The organism is Hymenobacter oligotrophus, assembly GCF_003574965.1.
Lineage (GTDB): Bacteria > Bacteroidota > Bacteroidia > Cytophagales > Hymenobacteraceae > Solirubrum > Solirubrum oligotrophum.
In genome coordinates this window covers 18826-41420 of sequence record NZ_CP032317.1, presented here as the reverse complement: position 1 = coordinate 41420, position 22595 = coordinate 18826, and the positions used below count along the sequence as shown (strand labels likewise).

General features: G+C 57.9%; 10 protein-coding genes. 4 read left to right on the top strand and 6 right to left on the bottom strand.

Going from position 1 to position 22595, the window contains the following annotated elements; all coding sequences use genetic code 11:
- Positions 1 to 115 precede the first annotated feature (115 nt).
- The 4 genes from D3Y59_RS00130 to D3Y59_RS00115 all read right to left on the bottom strand — a co-directional run bounded on the left by D3Y59_RS00130 (position 116) and on the right by D3Y59_RS00115 (position 9766).
- Positions 116 to 1549 (bottom strand): SusD/RagB family nutrient-binding outer membrane lipoprotein, encoded by a 1434-nt coding sequence (locus D3Y59_RS00130; protein WP_119443191.1) that lies wholly within the window; start codon positions 1547 to 1549, stop codon positions 116 to 118.
- Between the two features lie 19 nt (positions 1550 to 1568).
- On the bottom strand, positions 1569 to 4880 hold the full coding sequence (locus D3Y59_RS00125) for a SusC/RagA family TonB-linked outer membrane protein (RefSeq protein ID WP_119443190.1): 3312 nt from the start codon (positions 4878 to 4880) through the stop codon (positions 1569 to 1571).
- Positions 4881 to 5323: 443 nt separating this feature from the next.
- Positions 5324 to 6751 (bottom strand): RagB/SusD family nutrient uptake outer membrane protein, encoded by a 1428-nt coding sequence (locus D3Y59_RS00120; protein WP_119443189.1) that lies wholly within the window; start codon positions 6749 to 6751, stop codon positions 5324 to 5326.
- A gap of 24 nt (positions 6752 to 6775) precedes the next feature.
- Positions 6776 to 9766, bottom strand: coding sequence for a SusC/RagA family TonB-linked outer membrane protein (locus D3Y59_RS00115; RefSeq protein ID WP_162910427.1), 2991 nt, complete (start codon positions 9764 to 9766; stop codon positions 6776 to 6778).
- Positions 9767 to 10172: 406 nt separating this feature from the next.
- Here D3Y59_RS00115 and D3Y59_RS00110 point away from each other — a divergent pair, with 406 nt between their 5' ends.
- From D3Y59_RS00110 to D3Y59_RS00095, 4 genes are all read left to right on the top strand, one after another.
- Positions 10173 to 13307 carry a SusC/RagA family TonB-linked outer membrane protein gene (locus D3Y59_RS00110; RefSeq protein ID WP_119443187.1) on the top strand — a complete coding sequence of 1045 codons (3135 nt, stop codon included), beginning with the start codon at positions 10173 to 10175 and terminating at the stop codon, positions 13305 to 13307.
- Between the two features lie 20 nt (positions 13308 to 13327).
- Complete coding sequence (locus D3Y59_RS00105) at positions 13328 to 14974, top strand: RagB/SusD family nutrient uptake outer membrane protein (protein ID WP_240410426.1); 1647 nt, start codon at positions 13328 to 13330, stop codon at positions 14972 to 14974.
- 436 nt (positions 14975 to 15410) lie between these two features.
- Positions 15411 to 18620 (top strand): SusC/RagA family TonB-linked outer membrane protein, encoded by a 3210-nt coding sequence (locus tag D3Y59_RS00100; RefSeq protein ID WP_119443186.1) that lies wholly within the window; start codon positions 15411 to 15413, stop codon positions 18618 to 18620.
- Positions 18621 to 18641: 21 nt separating this feature from the next.
- Positions 18642 to 20036 carry a RagB/SusD family nutrient uptake outer membrane protein gene (locus tag D3Y59_RS00095; RefSeq protein ID WP_119443185.1) on the top strand — a complete coding sequence of 465 codons (1395 nt, stop codon included), beginning with the start codon at positions 18642 to 18644 and terminating at the stop codon, positions 20034 to 20036.
- 174 nt (positions 20037 to 20210) lie between these two features.
- Here D3Y59_RS00095 and D3Y59_RS00090 read toward each other — a convergent pair whose 3' ends face one another.
- Positions 20211 to 20942: an SDR family NAD(P)-dependent oxidoreductase gene (locus D3Y59_RS00090; protein ID WP_119443184.1), complete on the bottom strand. Its 732-nt coding sequence runs from the start codon at positions 20940 to 20942 to the stop codon at positions 20211 to 20213.
- 93 nt (positions 20943 to 21035) lie between these two features.
- Positions 21036 to 22457 carry an ATP-dependent protease ATPase subunit HslU gene (gene hslU, locus D3Y59_RS00085; RefSeq protein WP_119443183.1) on the bottom strand — a complete coding sequence of 474 codons (1422 nt, stop codon included), beginning with the start codon at positions 22455 to 22457 and terminating at the stop codon, positions 21036 to 21038.
- Positions 22458 to 22595 lie beyond the last annotated feature (138 nt).

Sequence of the window (22595 nt, the reverse complement as noted above, 5' to 3'; positions counted from 1 at the left end):
GGCGGCCCCACCTAGGGAGCCGCCTCTTTTCAATTAAAACCGGCAGGTGCGCTGGCTTAAACAAGAAAGGCTGCCCAATTGGGCAGCCTTTCTTGTTTGATAGATTCTTCGGTGACTAGTTTTTGTCCCAGAAGATCTTAGTCGTCACAACGTCGCCGCCGATGGCCGAGGCCGCAGCTGCGTAGTTGCTGCCGTTCACGTTCTGCTCGGCAATCGGGTAGATGAAACGCAGCGGCAGAGCCGACAGCGCGCTTGCAGGAGCCGTCAGTTTCGGCGAGTCCAGGCGGCGGTATTCCGTCCAGGCGTCAACCGGTTGGCCGTACAGCGCAATCCACTCCTGGCGGCCAATTTTCTCCTTGGCAGTACCCATGGCGGTGGTGTAAGCCACTTCTGGCTGGAGCAGGTAAGCAGCAGCCTCGGCCGCGGTGTTGCCCCACTGCAGGATAGAGGCCGTGATGCCAGCGTTGTAGAACGACTCCGCAGTGCCCGTGCCTACGTTGAAGCCGCGCGAGGCAGCGTCAGCCAGCAGGAACTGTACTTGCGAGTACGACATCAGCGCGCCGGGCAGGGCCGGATCTTCCAGCGCCGGGCCGGGGTTCGACGAGGTGGTAGAGCTGTTGTTCGAGCCGTACACACCGCCTTTGTAAGTACCGTTGGCAATGGGCTTGAAGTACTCATCCAGACGCGGGTCTTTCAGGTCGTTGAGGGTGCCTACGAACAGGCTGGTACCCACAAAGTCCTTACGGCCGCTCTGCACGAGGTCTTCCCACAGCGGGTTGGTGCTCGGAGGCGTGCTCAGGAAAGTCACTTGTGCGTTGTCGTCGTTCGAAGCAAACACTTTGGGCGCAGCCTCGCGAACCATGGTAGCTGCTTTGGCAGCATCATCGTCGGCGATGGTCATGGCCATGCGCAGCTTCAACGAGTTGGCAAACTTCATCCAACCGTTCACATCGCCGTGGTACAGCAAGTCGCCGTCGCCTAGGCCAGCGGCCGAAGCGTCGAACTGACCGATGGCCGTGTTCAGACGGGTGATCAGGTCGTTGTAGATGGCCTTATCGTCGTCGTACTTCGGCTGCGATTTAGCAAAGTCCAGGGCTTCGCTGTAAGGCACGTCGCCGAAGGTGTTCACCAGCGTCGACCAAGCGTACACTTCCAGCACCTCAATCGAAGCCAACTGGTTGGCCTTTACTTTCGGGTTGAGGGTGTTGTCGGCCTGGATGAGGCGCTTGGCTTCCACCAAGTCGCGCAGCACGTCCCGGTACATCGCATTCCAGAATGCACCGTTGATGTTACGCGTGTTGATGTCGTACGTGCTTTCGTCGAAGTACGTGGTTTGCGCCCACTGCTGCACGTACAAACGGAATACGTTCAGGTTTACGCTACCGCTCACCATGGTACGCGCCAGGTTGCGCTGGGCGTTCGATACCAGCGTTTCGCCCGGTACGCGGGTGGCCGCCTTGGGATTGACGTTGTAGTCATCCTCCAGCGAATCCACGCACGACGTCGTGAACAACAGCGCCGGGATGCAGAATAACAGAAGCTTTTTCATTTCTGAGAATCGAATTCAATTAGAAGCTGAAGCGGATGTTACCACCAATCGTACGGGTGTTGGGGTAAGCACCTACTTGGTAACCCTGGCCGGCGTTGCCCGAGCTCAGAGCGTCCTCCGGGTCAGCATCCGGCAGGTTCTTGTGGATAATCCAGAGGTTACGACCTACAAGCGACAAATCGATGCCACGTACCGGACCAAACTTGGCCAGCAGCGTTTTCGGCAGCGAGTAGCTCAACGATACCTCACGCAGCTTCACGAAGCTAGCATCGTACACGAAGCCAGCGGCAGGGTTACGAACGTAGCCGTAGAGGCCGTAGTTGGTGTTGCTGGTGCGAACAGCGTTGGGCTGACCCGATACATCAACACCGTTGATGGTGGTGCCGGGGGCGTAAGTGCCCTCCAGAATTACACCACCCGAGTTGGGAGCGTACGAGCCGTCGGCATTGCGAACGATGGGGTTACGCGAGGGGTTCCCGAGTTCGTTGTTGCCAGCGGTTTCCGGGGTGAGGCCCGTAGCCAAGCCGTAGTAGCGGTCGAGCGAGAACACGTCGCCACCCTTGCGGAAGTCAACCAAAGCGTACAGCGAAATGCCTTTGTACGACAAGGTGTTGCCGATACCGCCCGTCCAATCCGGGTTCGGGTCGCCAATTACTTCGTTGGCCGTAGCGCTCTGCTTGAAGTAAGCAGCCGTCGGGATGCCAGCAGCATTTTTGGTTACCGTTACCTGGCGGTTGCCGTTGCTGTCGTACACGTAGTTCGAGCCACGGAGCACGCCGTAGGGCTGGCCTACGGTGGCATTCGAGCTTACGCCACCCTGGTAGCTGGCGATTTGCACGTTGTCAACACCTTCGTACAGCGACATTACCTGGTTGCGGTTGCGCGTCCAGTTCACGTTCACGGTCCAGTTCAGGTCGTCCGAACGGAACGGCGTTACGTAGGCCGTCAACTCAATACCACGGTTGCGTACGTTACCCGAGTTTACGTAACGGAAGTTGTAGCCCGTAGCCGACGAAATAGCAACCGGAATGATCTGGTCAACCGAGTTCGACTGGTATACGGTAGCGTCGAAGCCCAAACGGCTTTGGAAGAAGGCCATTTCTACGCCGGCTTCAGCAGCTTTGGTACGCTCCGAACGCAGGTCGGGGTTATTTTTGGTACCCGGAACCGAGAACAAAGGCACGTTGCCAAATGCAGTCGGCTTGTCGTACACGTCGACAACGTTGTACGCTTCGGCACCCGAACCTACTTCGGCGTAGTTGGCGCGTGCTTTAGCATACGACAGCCACGTTGCGTCCTTCAGCAGTTCCGAGAACACGAAGCCCACGGCGGCCGACGGGTAGTAGAAGCTGTTGTTCTTTTTCGGCAGCGTCGACGATACGTCGCGGCGCAGCGTCAGGTCGAGGAACACCATCTCGCGGAAACCGAAGGTGGTGCTGGCGAATACACCGTCAACGGCGCGGCGGTAGTCCACTTCGCCGGGAGGCGTAAGCGGCTGGGCCGTGTTCGAAAGCGAGTACAAGCCGGGCACAACCAGGCCACCGTTGGTAGACGAACGAATCGATTGCGTACGCTCCCGACGCATGTTGGCACCAATCAAGCCCCGGAACGAGAAGTTCTCGGTGATGTTCTTGTTGAAGTTACCAATCAGGTCGTAGTTGGCTTCGCGGAACGTGCGGTCGTAGCGCGAGTAGAAAGCGGGCTGGTCGTTGGTGGTTGCCCCAATAGCCTGACGCTCCTCCTGCATCTCGTCGTACGAGTCGAGGGTTACGCGGCCCATCAGGTTAAACCAATCGGCAAACTTGTAGGTAGCTACTACGTTACCGAATACACGGTTACGCTGGTCGTTCTGGAAGTTCTGGTAGCGCGTGAAGTACGGGTTGTCCCAGTAGATAGCGGTCAGATCGTCCGGATCGTGCCAGTTCCAGGTTACGTTCTGGTTGTTGCGGTCGTAAGCGGCTTTCTGCTCCTTGATGTCGACGTTGGTCTGCCACCACTGGCGGAAGTTCGTCATCAGGTTGCGCGACGAGTAACCCGTGCCGTAACGGCCCAGGCCCTTAATGCGCGTAAAGTTTACCGAGGCGCTGGTAGTTAGGCGGGGCGTAACGTTCAGCGAGCCAGCAAAGTTGACAATGTTCTTGTTAACCTGGCTGTTCGGCATGATACCCTTGTCGCGGATATCGTTGTAGCCCAGCTTAAAGGTACCGAGGTCGTTGCCGCCGTCGATGCTTACGCTGTTGTTGGTGGAAACAGCCGTTTCAAAAAACGAAATCGGGCCGTTTTTAGCGTTTACCCACGGACGCGCCTTGCCGAAGTTCGGCGAAGCCGGATCGAAGGCATCCCACTGGAACACGTTCAGGTTCGGGTCGAAGGCTGCACCGTACGAAGCGTCTTCCGATAGCGGAGCCACGAGGTCATCCTTGCCGTCGCCGTCGATGTCGCGGTACAGGAATTTGCCCGAGGGGTCTTCGTAGTAGTTGCCGTAGCCAGCACCGTAGCGGTCTTGGTACTTAATAAAGGTGCTCTTGTCAACCTTACCAGCCGTGAGGCCGGTGTTGATAGTTACGCCCAGGCCTTTGCGGCCTTTCTTGGTCGTAATCATGATAACGCCGTTGGCGGCACGGTCGCCGTACAGCGCGGTTGCAGCAGCACCCTTCAGCACCGTTACCGAGGCCACGTCGTCGGGGGCAATGTCAGCGGCAGCGTTACCGTAGTCATAGCCACCGCGGCCGGTACGCTGGTCGGCGGTGTTGGTGTTCGAGTTGCTGATCGGCACACCGTCAACCACAAACAGCGGTTGGTTGTTGCCCGATACTGATTTGGTACCGCGGATGAGGATGTTCGACGAACCGCCGAGCGAGTTGCTCTGACGAATTTGCACGCCGGCAACCTTGCCCGACAGGCCGTTTACCACGTTGGTGGCGCGGGCCTTCGTGATGGTCTCGTTCTCAATCTGCGTGGCTGCGTACGGCAGCGAGTTGCGGGTTCTTTCAACCCCAAGGGCCGTAACCACCACTTCGCTCAGCTGCTTGGTGTCGGTGCTCAGCGCCACGTCGATGGTCGAAGAAGTACCGATGGTGCGCTCTACCGGCAGGTAACCGATTGAGCTGAACGTGAGCGTAGTGGCACCAGCTGGCGCAGCCAAAGTGAATTCGCCGTTGGCGTTGGTCGATGCACCGGTAGTAGTTCCTTTAACTATCACCGTTACACCGGGCAAACCCTGCCCCGAAGCAGCGTCCGTTACCCGGCCACTTACTTCCCTCGTCTGCGCTACGGCAGGCTGAACGATACCTACCGCCCCCAGAAGGGGTACAGCTAACAGTTTTCTCATAAATGATTTGGTATTGGAAAATATGGTGAGTGAAAAAGCAAGTTAATTGGTTTTAACCTGAATGCACCATGTAAAAACAGGGGTGTAGCGCGCCGTAGCGGCAATGTTGCGTTGTTTATTCCTTAGTTGAGTTTGTAATTAACTGTGTATTAATTTCTTGTTAAATGCTATAAGTGTTATACAAAATATGTTCGTTGCTAAAACTTTCTGCTTTAATCTCGGTTTTGCGGGTCCTTTCGTCGCTCATACCACTCGTTCACCTAGGCGTTTGGCAAATGTTGACCGGCTGAGGCCCTAGGTCTGCGTGAATGTGCAACTGAGTAGGGCTGCCTCCGAATAGGGCTTTTGCGCTAGACCTATACACACAGCGGAGGAACTGCCAACAAAAAGGCCCCGCACCAAATTTGGTGCGGGGCCTTTTTGTACCAAGTCAACTTACCTACCTAGGGGTTGATGGCGTCCCAGGCTTTTTCGGCGGCCGGCCGCTCGATGCGGTCGAACAGGCGGTATTGTCCGCTGCTGAACGCCAGCGTTTGCGGCGTAAAGGGATAGGGCGGCGTGCCCAGCGGGGCTACAACCACGTTTTGCGTTTGAGCAGCGGTGGGCAGGCGGCCCAGGCGGCGCAAATCAACAAAGTAGTGCCCCTCGTAGAACAGCGAGTAGCGGCGCTGGCGAATAATCTCATCGGTAGCCACGGTTACGTTAATGAACGAGCCGGCCGGCAACGCAGCCAAACGGCCAGAAACTGTCCGGATGACGTTGACGTCGGCTAGGGCATCGGCCAAGCGGTTGGAGTTGGCTTTGGCTTCGGCCGCAATCAAGATCAGCTCTTCGTTGCGCATGATGTCGAGCGACGATACGTTGGACGCAAACAAGCGCGGCTCGTAAGTACCCGTGATACCGCCCGTAACGCGGGGCGTAGTGCGGGTGCCGACCTTGGACAGGCGAGCGTCGCCGGTTTCGGCCTCCGTCACAAAGTTATCGGGCACGGCCACCACCGTAATGCCGGGTGTGTTGGGCACTTGGAAGTACGGGTTGCCTTGGTCGCCAGCGGTGGCCGGGTTAAAGGTCATTTTCGGACCTAGGGACAGGCTGGCCGTGGGGTCGTAAAAGGATTGCCCGATGGCCGTGAGAGTACCGGCGTAGTCGCGCTGGTAGAGGGCCACACGCGCAGCCAAGCCACGATTGAAGCGCCGGAACGTAGCTGGCGTGTTAAAGCCGGCGAAACCCGAGCTCAGAGTAAAGCCAAAGCTGGTACCTGCCTGGTCGAGGGCAGCAGCACCTTGGTCGAGCAACTGGCGGATGTTGGTCAGCGCTTGGGCTTGCGTTACGAAGGGCCCGGGGCGCAGCACGTTGCTGACGTCGGTACGAATGCCGTTTTCGCCTTGCATATTCAGCAACAGCAACTGCGCCAAGGCCTCGTAGGTGTAGGTAAAGCCGGCTACGCCCTGCTTCTGTTGCTCGTTGTATGCCTGGCTGTTGTTGGCCGATTCGCGAAACACCTGCGCGGCGCGGCGCATCTGGGCCAGCGGCACGTAGTAGGCGTTGTAGTAGGCAGCGTCGTCGAGGCGGCCGCGCGTGCCTTGCAGCTCGCCGTACCAGCGCGACTCGGTACCGGCCAGCACCACCACCTCGCGCCCGAAGGTGCCAATTACTTGGTTGTAGGGCGCGTTGGTGGTGTGTTGGTTGCGGTACGAGGCCTCCACGCCCACGGCCAAGGCATCGAGCTGGGCGCGCGAGGCGTTGTTCAGTACCGTGTCGAGGCTCGGGTTGTTGGGATCGGGCACGGGGTCGGTGTCGAAGAACCCGCACGAGCCCAGCGTGAGCAGCAGGGCCGTGGCGGCCCAAAGTTTATGTCGTATGGCTAGCATAGAAGTTGGCGGAAGAGGTCGGACCTAAAAATCCAGGTTGAGGTGGAAAAACACGCGGCGGGTATTGGGATATGAGGCCACATCTACCTGCGCAAAGTTGCCGGTGGCGCCAAAGTTCGATACCTCCGGGTCGTAACCCACGTAGTCGGTCCAGGTAATCAGGTTGTAGCCCGAAACACCCACCCGGATGTTTTTCACGAAATCGTTGAACAAGCTGGTGCGCACGCCGGCCGGCACGGTGTAGTACAACGAGGCCTCGCGCAGGCGCACATAGCCCGCGTTTTGGATGTACTCGCGCGCCGGTTGGGTTTGCCGGAACTGGCCCTTTGTGAGGGGCGTGCCATCGGCGGCTACTTGCCCGCTCGGTTCGCTCCAATCCTCGGTGGTGCCGTTTTCGTCTTGCAACAGACGGCTCAGGTTGCTGTTGTAGCCGTCCTTCTTCCAGTGCAGCAAAAACGACAGCTCAAAGCTGCGCAGCAGGCTGATGGAGTTCAGGAATGACATCTGGAACGTAGGCTGTGCCTCCTCGTAGCGCGTCAGGCCGCTGAAGTTGTTGTTCGTGGCAAAGTTAACGGGCGTACCGTACCACCGCGAAGGCGACTCGCCCACGATGAACAGGTTGCGGCCGAACGTGTTGCCAAAGCCTAAACCCGTGTTGAAGGGCGGTACCACCAGCGGGTCTTCGGCGAGGCGGGTTACTTCCGTGCGGTTCAGCCAAAACTGCGTAGTCGAAGTCCAGCTGAATTTGTCTTTCCGCACAGGGTTGGCGGTTAGGGACAGCTCCAGGCCGCGGTTGCGCAAGTCGCCCACGTTGTAGGCGCGCAGCGAGGTTACGCCTACGCTCGGCGCCAGCACGTAGGTGTTTACTAGGTCGAATACCTCTTTATTATAATAAGAGGCCTCCAACGTTACGCGGTTGTCGAGAAACCCTAGGTCGATACCGGTCTCAAACTCCGAGGCAGTTTCGGGCCGGATGTCGGGGTTGCCTAGTAGCGTGGAAGGCAGCAAGCCAGGACGGCCGCCCGTCGAAATGGCCGTGAGCGGCGAGTACAGCGCATTGAAGAACGCCGGCCCACCGGTTTCGCCGTAGGCCGCGCGCAGCTTCACCATCGTTACCGGCTCAAACGCCCAGAAGCCGAACTTGGCCACGTTCACGGCCAACGAGGCCTTCGGGAAGGCATAGTACTTGTCGGGGTCGCCGTTGCGGTTCGATTTATCGAAGCGGATGCCAGCCGTGGCAATTACCATGTCGCGGAAGTTAGCCTCTTGTTGGGCCACAAACCCAAGGTCGGCTTCTTCGGTGATGAGCGTTTCTTGGGTGGTTACGGTGCCGCGGTTGGGCGTGTAGGGCGGACCGGGCGACAGGTTCTGGCCTTGGTTGAAGGTAAGGTTGGTGCGTTGCGAGAGGCGCACCGTACCCACCTGCGAGGTCAGGTTCAGGTTTTCACCTAGGCGCCAGTCATAAATCAGGAAGCCCTGAATGTTGGAGTTAAAGAACTCGTTTTTGGCCACGCGCGCCGCGCCCGGCAGCGCCACGCCGCGCTGCGACTGCATGTCGGGCGGAATAGCCAGTTGGGCCGTGCTGTTGGCGTAGTCGACGCCGCCTTGCACCGCCAAGCGCAGCGAGGTACGGGTGTTGTCGATAATGCGCAGCGTGCCCGTGGCCGTTTGCACGAAACGGTTGGTTTCTTCCTCGTTAATGGCGCGCTCCACTACGGCCAGCGGGTTGTCGCCGGTGTAGGGCGAGTCGGGGAATTCGCCGACCGCGTTCGGGAACAACTGCGCATAAGTCGGCACCCCGGCCAGCGTGTAGCCCAAGCTAATGCCACGGTTATCGTTGCCGGTGAAGCCGCGCTTGTTTAAGGAGTTGATGTAGTTGGAGCTAACCCCTAGGTCGATGCGGTTGCCAATCTTTTGGTCGATGTTGGCCCGGATGGAGTGACGCTGAAAGCCGGTACGCTTTACAATGCCTTCCTCGTTGGTGGTAAAGCCCGACACAAAGAACTTGGTGCGCTCGTTGCCGCCCGATACGCTCAGGCCCGTGTTGCGCAGAAAGGCCGTGTTGCCGAACACCTCCTTCTCGTAGTTCACGATGCGGCCGTTCTGTTGCGCTTCGGCTAGCAGGCGCTTTTCTTCGGTGGCGCGGGCGCCGGTGTAAAACAGGTCGATTTTTTCAGGCGTCCAGTCTTCTTGGCCCAGCAAACGCCAAGCCCGGGCAAACCCTAGGTCCTGCGTGAAGCTTACGCGGGTTTGGCCCGCCGCCCCGCGCTTGGTTTTGATGATGACCACGCCCGCGTTGGCGCGCGTACCGTAAATGGCCGCCGCGCTCGGGCCCTTCAGAATCTCGATCGACTCGATGTCGTTCGGATTCAGGTCGGCCAAGCGGTTGATGCCGTTGTCCTGGGTGGTGCGCCCTACCCCGGCCGAAGCCGACGAAAACGCCGCCGAACCAGCCCCGTTGCCTACCTCCTGGCTTACCGCGTACACCCCGTCAATAATATACAGGGGTTGCGACGAACCGTTGATGGTAGATATGCCGCGCAGCTGCACCGACAGGCCCCCGCCGGGGGCACCACTGGTTTGGGCAATGTTGGCGCCCACTACCTTGCCGCTCAGGGCCGCATCAACCGTAACCGGCCGCGTGCTGCCTACCAGCTCCTTGGCGCTGATGGTAGTAATGGCGTTGGCCAGGTTCGAGCGTTTTACGCTGGTGGCCAAGCCCGTTACCACTACCTCGTCGATCTGACGAGTTTGGGCTTCCAGTGCCACATCAATAGCGCTGGAAGTGCCAATAGGACGCTCCACCGACTTGTACCCCACGAAGCTAAACGTAAGGGTTGTGGCCGATGCCGGGGCACTAACGGAAAAAGCGCCGTCAGCATTCGTTGAGGCCCCCGTTGTGGTTCCTTTTACCAGAACCGTAACGCCGGGCAATCCTTGCCCGGTGGCCGCATCGGTAACCCTGCCGCTAATCTCCCGGTTTTGTGCCAGCGCCGGTTCCACAAGGGCAACCATTGCTAGCGGTGTAACAGCTAACAGTGTTTTCATACGCACTCTTCTTAGGATGATTTGGTGAGTGAACAGGATAAGGTATCACTAATTCATTTACTTAAACAACATGCTGTTAAATTATTCTAATAAAGTTCAATTACATATGAAAAACAATATTTACCATTTAATCCATCATTATGTAGCACTGATACAAGATTTATGGGATTTTACGGGCAGTTTTGATCTGTACAAACTTCTGAGGACCACTTAAAAGTTATATATGTCTTGTTTTTTAACTTAATCCAAAACGTCCTTGAATAGCTTAAAAAATGATTAAAGCACTTGCCCAAGATTTTCCTTCGCTATCTTTTGGCACCATTTGATGAGCCTCATCGGCTCAACACCATCTCAATCACTATTTAATAACCGCATGAACAAACTTTTACTGGGACTAGTACCCCTGGTGGCTTTGGCCCACCAGACGGTAGCCCAAGACAGGTCCGTTTCAGGCCGCGTAACTGACCGGGCCACCGGTGAAGGTATTCCCGGAGCCACGGTGCTGCTGAAAGGCACCACCACGGGTGTATCGACGAACTCCGACGGTACGTTTACCCTGAGTGCTCCGGCGTCGGGCGGTACGCTGGTAATCAGCTCCGTGGGTTTCGTGTCGATTGAGCGCGCCCTAGGTGCCGAAAACCAAGTAAACATTGGTTTGGCAGCCGACAACAAGCAGCTGAGCGAAGTGGTGGTAACGGGCTACGGCACGCAGGAGCGCCGCGACGTAACCGGCTCGATTGCTTCGGTGAAAGGCGAAGACATTGCCAACCTTCCCACCCCAAGCTTCGACCAGCAACTGGCAGGCCGGGCCGCTGGCGTGCAGGCCACCGTACCGTCGGGCTTGTTAGGCTCTACGCCGCGTATCCGTATTCGCGGTACCAACACCATCACTTCGCAAGCGCAGCCCCTGGTGGTAGTCGACGGTGTACCGATTATTACGGGCAACCAATCTGGCGTAGTGCAGAACAACCCGCTGGCCGACATCAACCCCTCCGACATCGAGTCGTACGAGGTGCTGAAAGACGGTTCGGCAACGGCTATCTACGGTTCGCGCGGTGCCAACGGCGTTATCCTTATTACCACGAAGCGCGGCCGCCTGGGCAAAGCCAAGGTTAGCTACGACAACTGGTTTGGTTGGGCGCAAACCGTGAAGCGCTACGAGGTACTGAATGCCGATCAGTTCATCGAAATTAACAACGAGCGCCTGAGCAACGCCGGCCAGCCCGCACAAGCTTTCCCCTTCGAGCAGAACGGGCAGCGCGTAAGCACTGACTGGCAGGACGAAATCTTCCGCACGGGCTTCCAGCAAAACCACGCCCTATCGGTAAGCGGCGCCACCGAGAAAACCAACTACTTCTTCTCGGCCGGCTACACCGATCAGAACGCCGTTATCAAAGCCAACTCGCTGCAACGCATCACCTTCCGCACCAACCTCGACCAAGAGGTGCTGAAATGGCTGCGCGTGGGCATGAACCTAGGCCTGACGCGTACCAACACCGACGGCCTGAACACGAGCGTAAACGGCCTCTCGGGCAACGTTACCAACGCCCTGTCGCTGTTCCCGAACGTCCCGGCCCGCAACCCCGACGGCACACCCTACATCAGCACCTCCAACCCGGCGGTGATTGGGCAGGGCAACAACACCCTCGGCATTGCCTTCAACTACCCCAACATTATTTTCCCGTTGGAGAATAACGTATACCGGGCTACCAACTACCGCGTTCTGGGCAACACCTACCTGGAAGCCGAGCCGCTGAAAGGCTTGCGCCTGCGCAGCCAGTTGGGCACCGACGTGTTCCTGAACGACGACTTCCAGTACAACGACCCGCGTCACGGCGACGGTCGTGGCCCGAACGGCATCATCTACCAGCAGTCCTCGCCTACCACGCGCTGGAACTGGCAGAACACCATCAACTTCGACAAACTGATTGCCGACCAGCACAAGGTGGGTGTGGTAGTAGGCTCGGAGTTGCAGAAAACCAAAGCGCAGTTCTTCTGGTCGCAGGCCACTGGCCTTTCGGACCGCTTCTTCGGCCCGAACAGCCTTATTTCGAACACGTTTGCCACCCCGACCGTGGGCGGTGGCTACGTAGAGCGCGGCTTTAGCTCGTTGTTCGGCCGCTTGAACTATGCCTTCAAGGATCGTTACCTGTTCAGCGCCTCGTTGCGCTACGACGGTATTTCGGACCTACCCGAGGCCAACCGCTACGGCTTGTTCCCGGGCGGCTCGGTGGGCTGGCGTATTTCGGAAGAGCCTTTCTTCAAGAACCTGAACCTCGGCTTCATCTCCGATTTCAAAGCCCGCGCCAGCTACGCTGTGGTGGGTAACGTTGATTTCGGTGCGTTTGCCTACGCCAGCTTGTTTGGCCCGGGCAAGTACGGTGCCCAGAACGGTATTGGCTACAACCGCGACGCGCAGTTCGGCAACGACGAGCTGAAGTGGGAGCAGTCGAAGAAGAAAGACATCGGTGTGGACCTAGGGTTCCTGGATAACCGCATCACCGTTGGTGCCGATTACTACATCAACGACAACAGCGACCTTATCCTGAGCGTGCCGGTAGCTGCTTCGTTGGGCATCCCGAACAACTCGTACCGCGCCAACGTGGGCAACCTCGAAAGCAAAGGCTTCGAGTTCACGTTCAACTCGCAGAACATCCAGAACGAAGCCTTCACCTGGACGACGAACCTAAACTTTGCCACCAACAAGGCGGTGGTTAAGTCGCTCGGTGGCAACGGCGACATCCTGGCTACCTACAACATCACGCGGGTAGGCGAAGTAATCGGCGCCATTTACGGCTACGACTTCCAGGGTGTAAACCCGGCCAACGGCTACCCGATCTACCGCAAAGGTGACGGTTCGCTGGTGCAAGCCAACGTCGACAACAACTCGTACTACGCCTACGACCCCGCCAACCCTGGCGCAGCCCTAGGTTCGACGGTTACGCCGCTGCAGGCCAACGCCGACCGCAAGGTGCTGGGCAACCCCAACCCCACCTGGTTTGGCGGTATCACCAACTCGTTTACGTTTAAAGGGTTCGATGCCTCGGTGTTCATCCGTTTCTCGGGTGGCAACAAAATCATGAACGTAACGCGCCAGCAGTTGCTGCGCCAGGAGTTCCTGAATAACGGCACCGAAATTCTGGACCGCTGGACGACTCCCGGCCAGCAAACCGACGTGCCGAAGCAGCGCTACAACAACTCCGACTTCATCAACTTCAACAACTCGGCGGTATCGCGCTTTGTTGAGGACGGGGATTTTGTGCGCATCCAGAACATCTCGCTGGGCTACACCCTGCCGCAAAACCTGTTGGGCTTCACGGGCCTGAGCCGCATTCGCGTGTACGGCCAAGTACAGAACGCCTTCACGTTCACGAAGTACAAAGGCGTTGACCCCGAAGTAAACTCGTCGGGCAACAGCAACCTGCAGCAGAACACGCAGTTCGGTATTGACTACAACAGCAACCCGCAGCAGCGCGTGTTCACCACGGGCCTCAACGTAAGCTTCTAATCCCGTCTGACTCCGAATTCATGAATAACGTACTGTTTCGCTTCGCGCCGTTAAGCCTGCGGGCCATGGCCTTGGCAGCTTTCTTGTCGCTGGGCATGAGCTCTTGCGACGTTACCGACCTAGAGCCGAAGGACGCCATTACCGAATCGGCCGCTTTCCAAACTCCGGAGCGCATTGCCCTGGCCGTAACCGGCGTGTACAACGCTGCGCAATCGGGCTTTTATGACCCGCTGAACGGCGGCGCTCTGCAAACCCGCGGTTATCCGTTTGGCTCGGCTGCTACCGAGTTCGGTGATATGCGCGGCGAAGACGTGGTAGACATGGCCGGCTTCTTCGGCATCGTGTACTCCAACACGCAAACCTCCTCGAGCCCCAACGTAGTGGGCATGTGGTCGAACCTGTATGCGCTCATCAACCAGTGCAACGTGGTAATCGAAGGCGTACGAGCAGCGCAGCAGCGCGGCACCATCGATCAGGCTACGGCCGCCGCCTACGAGGGCGAGTGCCGCTACCTGCGTGCGTTGGCTTACCACGAGTTGCTGCTGAACTTCGCGCGTCCGTTCTCCGACAACAACGGCAACAACCCCGGCGTACCGTACCGCGACTTCGCCGTGAACACGGCTGCCACACTGGAACGCGCCAAAACCGTTGGTCGCAACTCGGTAGCTGAAGTATACACGGGTATGCTAGCCGACCTCGACTTTGCTGAGCAAAGCCTGCCCGCTACTCGCACTGGCAACTTGCGCGTTTCGCGCGCTACTAAAGGCGCCGCTATTGCGCTGAAGCAGCGTTTGCGCCAGCACCAGCAAAACTGGACGGCAGCTAAAGCTGAAGGCGACAAACTGGTTGCGGTAAGCACTTCTGCTCCTGGCGGTTTCAGCAGCCCCCTAGGTGGCTACCAGCTACAAGCCACGCCGCAGGCAGCTTTCCCGGGTGGTACCAGCGTTACGGCCGAGAACATCTTCTCGATCGAGAACAGCTCCGATGACAACCCGGGGGTAAACGGCGCTCTGCCGAACTTCTACGGTTCGCCGGCAGCCGCGCCCGTTGGCATTCAAGCCCGCGGCCTGATTGCCATCAGCCCGATCCTGTACAACGCTAGCTTCTGGCCCTGCAACGACTTGCGCCGCACGCAGCTGCTGCAAGGCAACGCCGCCACCCCGGCTCGTTACCACAGCTTTAAGTATAAGGACGCCGCTACCAACACCGACTTCGCGCCCATCAGCCGTTACGCCGAAGTGCTGCTGAACCAAGCCGAAGCGGAGGCCCGCCTAGGCAACAGCTTGCGCGCCGTAGCTCTGTTGAACGCCGTGCGCGGCCGCGCCGTGCAGGCAACCGACTTGTACCCCGTTACGCTGACCGGCGATGCACTGGTACAAGCTATTCTGAACGAGCGCCGCATTGAGTTTGTGGCCGAGGGTTTCCGCTGGGACGACATTCACCGTTTGTCGCCTACGCCGTTTAGCCCGCGCCCTGCGGGCGGCATTCCGGCCAAGGTTGGCAACTCGCAGTCGATTGCAGCCAACTACAACTGCGGTACGCCGCCTGCCATCACTGGCTCGGTTAACGCAATTCCCTACAGCGACTACCGCTTCCTGTGGCCGATTCCGGCCATCGAAGTGGCTAACAACCCTGTACTGGCTGCTCAGCAGAACCCCGGTTACTAATACATAGCCATCTGCTTAAAACGAAAGCCCCGCCTGAGTTCAGGCGGGGCTTTCGTTTTAAGCAGATGGCTATGACGTACTGAACAAGCTGCAATCAAAATAGTGCAATATTTAAATTTTGTACAAGCTACAACTTGGTATTGTTACATGTACGTACAATAATTTGCCTCTGATCTTAAAAAAAGAAAAAGTTTGGTTGCTTGTCGGCTGAATAACTGCTATTCTTATGGGCAAGTTTCGGAAGGTAACCTAGGCAGAGAGCATTGTGTTGGTAATGGCTAGGCGGACGAGACCCCAATTGCCAGATTGGTAAAAAATGGGCGCACCCTTGCCAAATTTTCCGAATCAAGTTTTTTTAGCATTGTCAGTTGCTAGGTAAAATCCTTTTACCTGCATAAATTGGAAATCGGTTGTCACTTCACTCACTTCTAACCGCATGAACAAATTTTTACTGGGTTTAGTACCATTGGTAGCCCTGGCTCACCATGTGGATGCTCAAACCCGCCAGATCTCTGGTCGGGTAACCGACCGTGCTACCGGCGAAGGTCTTCCCGGTGCAACGGTGTTGCTGAAAGGCACTACCACAGGTGTATCAACGAACTCGGACGGCACCTTTACCCTAGGTGTTCCGGGCGACGGCGGCACTCTCGAGATTAGCTCACTTGGCTACATCAAAGTAGAGCGCGCAATTGGTACCGATACCCAGATCAACATTGGCCTGGCTACCGATTCGAAGCAGCTGACCGAAGTTATTGTTACCGGTTTCGGTAACGCGCAGGAACGCCGCGAAGTAACTGGCTCTATTGCCGCTGTAAAGGCGTCGGAGTTCAAAAACCAACCCATTGCTGGTGTTGACCAAGCGCTGCAGGGCCGTGCGGCCGGTGTGCAGGTAACTCAAAGCTCGGGTACTCCGGGTTCGGGCATTTCGGTGCGCGTACGTGGTGCTGCCTCGCTGAACGCCAGCAACGAACCGCTGTACGTAGTAGACGGCTTGCCCATCAACACGGGTAGCTACACCAACATCGGTGCAGGTGGTCAGCTCACCAACTCGCTGTCGGACATCAACCCCAACGACATCGAGTCGATTGAGGTACTGAAAGATGCTTCGTCGGCTGCTATCTACGGTTCGCGTGCTTCGAACGGCGTAGTGCTTATCACTACCAAGCGTGGTAAGGCTGGCAAAACCAACATTACGCTGGACTACTACCGTGGTGCCCAAACCATGTGGAAGATGCCCGAGAACATCAGCGGCCCCGATCAGGTGCGCTTGTTCCTGGAGCAAGTAGAAAACCGTTACCCACGTAACGCTGCCGGGCAAATTGTTGCCTCTAACCTCAGCGCTACTCCTTGGCGTTCGTACGCCGACCTCGCCGCATACCTGTTCAGCGACGCTGGTGCAGGCGTAGCAGCTGGTCAGCTTATCACCGTTGACAACGGCGACGGTATTCGCGACCTGGCGCAGTTCCAGAACCCCGATTCTGCTCCTAACACCAACTGGGGCAAGGAGATTTCGCGCACTGCTCCCATCACCAACTACGAGCTTACGTTCTCGGGTGGTAACGACCGTACGCGCTTCCGTGTAGGTGCTGGCTACTTCGACAACGTAGGTACGATTCTGGGCTCGGGCTTTAAGCGTGCTAGCGCCCGCGTAAGCCTCGAAAACAGCATCAGCGACCGTGTTCGGATGGGTTTGAACGTTGGTTTGAACCGCTCGGTAAACAACCGTATCCAGAACGACAACAACATCAACGGTGTGCTTAGCACCGCCGTTCTGGTAGCAAGCGACATTCCGAAGTACCGCGCCAATGGCACCTATGCCAAAGACCCCGGTGCTTCTACCGAAAACCCGCTGGCTGCAGCTCTCGAGCCCACCATCAAAGGTGTTAGCGCCCGTATCATCGGTTCGCAGTACACCGAGTTCGACATCCTGAAGGGCCTGAAGTACCGCGCTACGTTTGGCCTGGACTACCTCACGTTCAAAGACGACACGTTCTTCCCCACCACCACCAACACCGGTGCTGGCTCGAACGGCTCGGCTACGTCGTCGTACCGCCAGGATTTGAACTGGAACCACACCAGCGCCCTGAGCTACAACAAAACTATCGGCGAGTCGCACTCGTTAGGTGCGCAGTTGGTAGCCGAATACCAGCAAAGCGTATTTAACGAGGTATTTGCTTCGGCCACGGGCTTCCCTGGCAACGATGTAAAGCAGCTGTCGGCAGGTGCCCAGAAAACGGCTGCTTCGTCGAGCGAAACCGAGTGGCGTATTTTCGGTCTGCTAGGCCGCGCTAACTACTCGTTCCGCGACAAGTACCTGGTATCGGCCAGCGTTCGTCGCGACGGTTCGTCGCGCTTCGGTGCCAACAACCGCTTTGGTTACTTCCCGGCTGCTTCGGTGGGCTGGCGTATCTCGGAAGAAGGCTTCCTGAAAGGCGTAACTGCTGTGAGCGACCTGAAACTCCGTGCTAGCTACGGCCAAACGGGTAACCAGGAAATTGCTAACTTCGCTTCGCGCGGCCTGATCGGCACGGGTGCCAACTTCCAGCAAATTGGTGGCTTGGCGCTGTCGCAGCTTGCCAACCCCGATTTGAAGTGGGAACGCACCAACCAAACCAACATTGGCTTGGACCTGGGCTTGTTCAACAACCGCGTTGTATTGGCAGCTGATGCTTACCAGCGCGATACCCGCGACCTGCTGCTGAGCCGCTTGCTGCCCGGCAACACGGGCTTCCTCTCGTACCTGGCCAACGTGGGCAGCATCGAGAACAAAGGTCTTGAACTGGCTCTGACCACCGTAAACCTGCGTGGCGAATCGGAAGGCTCGTTTGAATGGACGACCAACTTCAACATTGCCTTCAACCGTAACAAGGTAACCAAGCTGGTAGACGGCACGCCCTTCGCGGCTGGCTTTGCTAGCTGGGTAGCTGAAGGCCAGCCCCTAGGCGCTTTCCGTGGCTACCGCGTCGAGAAAATCTTCCAAAACCAGGAGGAAATCAACGAGCTGGATGCTGCTGCTAAGGCCAAGTTTGGCACGACTGCAACTTACCAGTCGACGCTTACCCGCCCCGGCGACATCAAGTTCCGCGACATCAACGGCGACGGCCGCATCACTGGCGACGACCAGGAGATTATTGGTAACGCTCAGCCGGACTTCTACGGCGGCTTGACCAACACAATCCGCTTCAAGGGCTTTGATTTCACGGCCTTTGTTCAGTACAGCGTAGGGAACGAAATTTACAATAACAACATTTCGTTTGCACAGGGCATGAACGGCGTGTTCGGCCAGGACAAAGCAGTGCTGAACCGCTGGACTCCGACCAACACGAACACCGATATTCCGCGCGCAGTATACGGCGACCCCAACAACAACCGCCGCGTGTCTGACCGCTTTATCGAGGATGGTTCGTACGCTCGTCTGAAGCAAGTAACCCTGGGTTACACCCTGCCCAAGTCGTTGATCGGCCGCGTGAAACTGAACACTGCCCGTGTGTACGTGCAGGCTCAGAACCTCATTACGCTGACGAACTACTCGGGCCTCGACCCGGAAGTAAACACCTTCAGCGGCTCGAACACGTCGCTGGGTACCGACTTCCTGGTGTACCCGCAAGCCCGCACCATCACGGGCGGCATCTCCCTCGGTTTCTAATAAATTAACTCGACTGTAGAAATGAATTTCTCTTCCATTCGCCGATTCACTACGGCAGCAGCTTTCCTGCTGACGCTAGGCTTTGGCACTTCGTCTTGCGAGGACGCGCTGCAGGTTGAGCCGCGGGCCAGCCTTGACGCCGAAGCTGGCCTGGAAACCCGCCAGGACATTGAGGCCGGTTTGCTGGGTGCATACGACGTATTGCAGAGCGTCAACTACTGGGGCCTGCGCTACCAGTTGTTTGCCGACCTAGGCGCCGACAACGCCCGCCACACGGGTACCTTCCCATCGTTTGCCCAGATTGCCCAGAACCAGATTCTGCCGGACAACGTCGAGGTAACCAGCATGTGGAACTCGATCTACGGTGGCATCAACCGCGCTAACTTTATCATTCAGCAAGCCGAAAAGCTGAACGACCCGGCCTTTAACAAAAACCAGGCTATTGCTGAAGCCCGTGCCCTGCGCGCGTTTCACTACATGAACCTGATCGGTTACTGGGGCGGTTCGCCGCAAGGCTACGGCTACGCTGGTGGCCTGGGTGTGCCGCTGCGCGTGGTGCCAACCACCAACATCACTGGCTCGGAGATTGCGCCAATTGCTCGCGCTTCGGAGGCTGAGGTGAACGCGCTTATCCGTTCCGACCTGGATTTCGCCATCGCGAACCTAGGCGGCTCGAACAAGGCACGCATCACCAAGGCCGGTGCGCTGGCGCTGCGTTCGCGCTTTGAGCTGCGCAACCGTAACTACGATGCCGTAATTAACTACACGGCGCAGATTACGGGTTTCAGCCTAGAGCCGGTATACGCCAACATCTTCACCCAGAAAAACTCGGCTGAGTCAATTTGGGAGCTGCCCTTCGACAACGTTGACTCGAACTCGCTGGCTTTCTTCTGGTTCCCGTCGGCCAACGGCGGCCGCAACGAGGTTGACCCCGCTACGGCTTTACCCGCTGCGCACGAATCAGGCGACACCCGCCTGCCCGTGAACGCGGTTACGGCTGCCAATGCTACTCCGGTGTACCCCACGGGCACTACCCGTAAGTACTTCCGCGTAGCGGCCGGCGACGACAACGCTATCCTGGTTCGTCATGCCGAGGTGCTGCTGACCCGCGCCGAGGCTTTGGCGCAGAACGGCGACCTAGTACCCGCTCTGGGCATCCTGAACACGGTACGTAGCCGCGCTGGCCTCACCCCGCGCGCTACCACCCTCACGAAGGATCAGCTGATTGCTGCTATCCTGCAGGAGCGCCGTATCGAGCTGGCTCAGGAAGGTCACCGTTGGTTCGACCTGCGTCGTACCAACACGGTACAGGCTGCTCGTGCCGACGTTACGCAAACCTTCCGCCACCTGTGGCCCATTCCTCAGCGCGAACTGCAAACCTCGCCTGGCGTAGTAGAGCAGAACCCTGGCTACTAAGCTCAGCCTCTTTTACACAAAAAGCCCCGGCCATTTGGTCGGGGCTTTTTGTTTGTCGTGAGTTCTTGAATGAATATTGGGTAAGTAATGCGGCCGCGCCGTTGGCTGGAAGATGCTTCGCTGGTACTGATTAGCTTGATCCCGACTGCCCAATACTAAATACTTCGTCCCAACCTAGGGCAAGGTGTCGATGCGCAGCACTACGGGCTCTTGCGCGGGGGTAGGTTGCGTAATCCAGCGCATGATGCGTTGGGCTACCTCTTGCGGTTGGGCTAAGTGGCCCTCGCGGTGGTAGGCCTCGAAGCGCGCTACCTGGCTGAACTGCCGCTCATCGGAGCTGCGGATTTGCTCCTGCATTTCAGTATCCACAATGCCCGGCGCCAGGCTGCGGATGCGCACACCCGAGCCGCGTAGCTCCTGCTCGTGCTGGGCCACCTGGCTAAGCATATCCAGGGCCGCCTTGGAAGCGCAGTACGCTCCCCAGCCATCGACCGGACGCTGGGCGGCACCGCTGCTAATGTTGAGCACCGTGCGCGGGCACCCTAGGTTGCCGTAGGCACTCAGGAAGGTGTTCATAAGCATGGCCGGCACAATCACGTTCACGTCGAACACAAACGCGAAGTGCTCGTTTTGGTGCTCGCCCAGGTAGCCGATTTCGCCCACCACGGCCGCGTTGTTGATGAGGGTGATGCTGCTGGCATCGGGCCGCGTCATGAATACTTTGTGGAGGTTGTTTTCCACGGCTACCACATCCGAAAAGTCAAGTGGTTGATGGTGGTAGCGCGGGTGTTCGATGGTAGCGTGCCGCGACACTCCTAGCACGGTGGTATCGGGGCGGGCCAGTGCCTGCTCAGCCAAAGCCTTACCTAGGCCGCGGCTAGCACCGGTGATGATGTAGTAGTGCATAGATGGAACGGAGGGTTTGCCAATCACTACGTAAGAAAGCAAAAAGGGCAACCCTTCGGCTGCCCTTTTTACGGTTGCGGCACCTAGGGCGCCTTACAGAATGTACTGGCTCAGGTCGCGGTTCTTCACCATGTTCTGCAGGCGCTCGTCTACCAAAGCCCGGTCGATGAGGATGTGGGCATTGGCCCCGATGCGGTCGGGCACATCGAACAGAATGTCGTTGAGCAAACGACTCATCACGGTATGCAGGCGGCGGGCACCGATGTTTTCTACCTCGCTATTAACCTCAAAGGCTATTTCGGCAAGCCGCTCCAGCGCGGCGTCCTCAAAGGTCAGTTCCACTTCCTCGGCTTTCAGCAGGGCTTCGTACTGCTTGGTGAGGGCATTTTTGGGGTCTTTCAGGATGCGGTAAAAGTCGTCCTTGGTGAGGCTTTGAAGTTCTACGCGAATAGGAAAACGGCCCTGCAGCTCCGGAATGAGGTCGGAGGGCTTGCTGACGTGGAACGCTCCGGCGGCGATGAACAGAATGTGGTCGGTGTTGACGACGCCGTACTTGGTGCTCACGGCCGAGCCCTCCACAATAGGCAGTAAATCGCGCTGCACACCTTCGCGGCTTACATCGGGGCCGCCTTTTTGACTGCCACTGCTGCTGGCTACTTTGTCAATTTCGTCGATGAAAATGATGCCCGCGTTTTCGGTGATGCGAATGGCTTCGTCTTTCACCTCGTCCATGTCGATGAGCTTGGCCGCTTCTTCGTCGAGCAAAATTTTGCGCGCCTCGGCAATGGTAACCTTGCGCTTGCGGGTTTTCTTGGGCATCATCGAACCGAGCATATCCTGTAGGCCCTGCAGCGAGGCTTCGTCGAGGCCGGCTTGCCCGCCCAGCGTGCTAATGCCAGGGCCACTCCCCTGCTGCACTTTTACCTCAATGCGGCGGTCTTCCAGCTCGCCGCGGCGCAGCTTTTCGCGGAACCGCTCGCGGGTGCGTTCGTTCAGCTCCATATCGGTTTGCGGCATATCGTCGGAAGCGGCCATGCCGCCAAAACCTAGGCCCGGCTTGTTAACCACCGAGGCACCGGTGCCTTGGATGGGCGGAATCAGCGCGTCGAGGATGGTATCCTCAACGGCTTGGGCGGCTTGGGCTTTAACGGCCTCCTTGCGACGCTGCTTTACCAGGTGCACGGCCTGTTCGGCTAAGTCGCGCACCATACTTTCCACGTCGCGGCCTACGTAGCCTACTTCCGTGAATTTGGAGGCCTCTACCTTAGTAAAGGGCGCATCGGCAATGGCAGCCAGGCGGCGGGCAATTTCGGTTTTGCCGACGCCCGTCGAGCCAATCATTAGGATGTTGTTGGGCACGATTTCGCGCTGCATCTCCTGCGGCGCGTGCAGGCGGCGCCAGCGGTTGCGCAGCGCAATGGCTACGTTGCGCTTGGCATCGTGCTGGCCAACAATGTATTTATCGAGTTCGGCTACGATTTGAGCCGGGGTGAGAAACGTTGCAGAGTCGAGCATGAGCAAGGGGCCACGCTTAGGGCGCGCCAGCTGATTAGATACTGAGCAATGGGGTAAGGGTTGCCCAGGCTGCAAAAACTGTGGCGAAAACCTAGGCGTGCCGTTCTGGCAGAGCAAGTCCCCCGCTGTCATTGCTAG

What these genes read in the sequence shown, in the direction of transcription:
- D3Y59_RS00130 (WP_119443191.1), bottom strand. Translation starts at nt 1,549, where the DNA reads ATGAAAAAGCTTCTGTTATTCTGCATCCCGGCGCTGTTGTTCACGACG.
- D3Y59_RS00125 (WP_119443190.1), bottom strand. Translation starts at nt 4,880, where the DNA reads ATGAGAAAACTGTTAGCTGTACCCCTTCTGGGGGCGGTAGGTATCGTT.
- D3Y59_RS00120 (WP_119443189.1), bottom strand. Translation starts at nt 6,751, where the DNA reads ATGCTAGCCATACGACATAAACTTTGGGCCGCCACGGCCCTGCTGCTC.
- D3Y59_RS00115 (WP_162910427.1), bottom strand. Translation starts at nt 9,766, where the DNA reads ATGGTTGCCCTTGTGGAACCGGCGCTGGCACAAAACCGGGAGATTAGC.
- D3Y59_RS00110 (WP_119443187.1), top strand. Translation starts at nt 10,173, where the DNA reads ATGAACAAACTTTTACTGGGACTAGTACCCCTGGTGGCTTTGGCCCAC.
- D3Y59_RS00105 (WP_240410426.1), top strand. Translation starts at nt 13,328, where the DNA reads ATGAATAACGTACTGTTTCGCTTCGCGCCGTTAAGCCTGCGGGCCATG.
- D3Y59_RS00100 (WP_119443186.1), top strand. Translation starts at nt 15,411, where the DNA reads ATGAACAAATTTTTACTGGGTTTAGTACCATTGGTAGCCCTGGCTCAC.
- D3Y59_RS00095 (WP_119443185.1), top strand. Translation starts at nt 18,642, where the DNA reads ATGAATTTCTCTTCCATTCGCCGATTCACTACGGCAGCAGCTTTCCTG.
- D3Y59_RS00090 (WP_119443184.1), bottom strand. Translation starts at nt 20,942, where the DNA reads ATGCACTACTACATCATCACCGGTGCTAGCCGCGGCCTAGGTAAGGCT.
- hslU (WP_119443183.1), bottom strand. Translation starts at nt 22,457, where the DNA reads ATGCTCGACTCTGCAACGTTTCTCACCCCGGCTCAAATCGTAGCCGAA.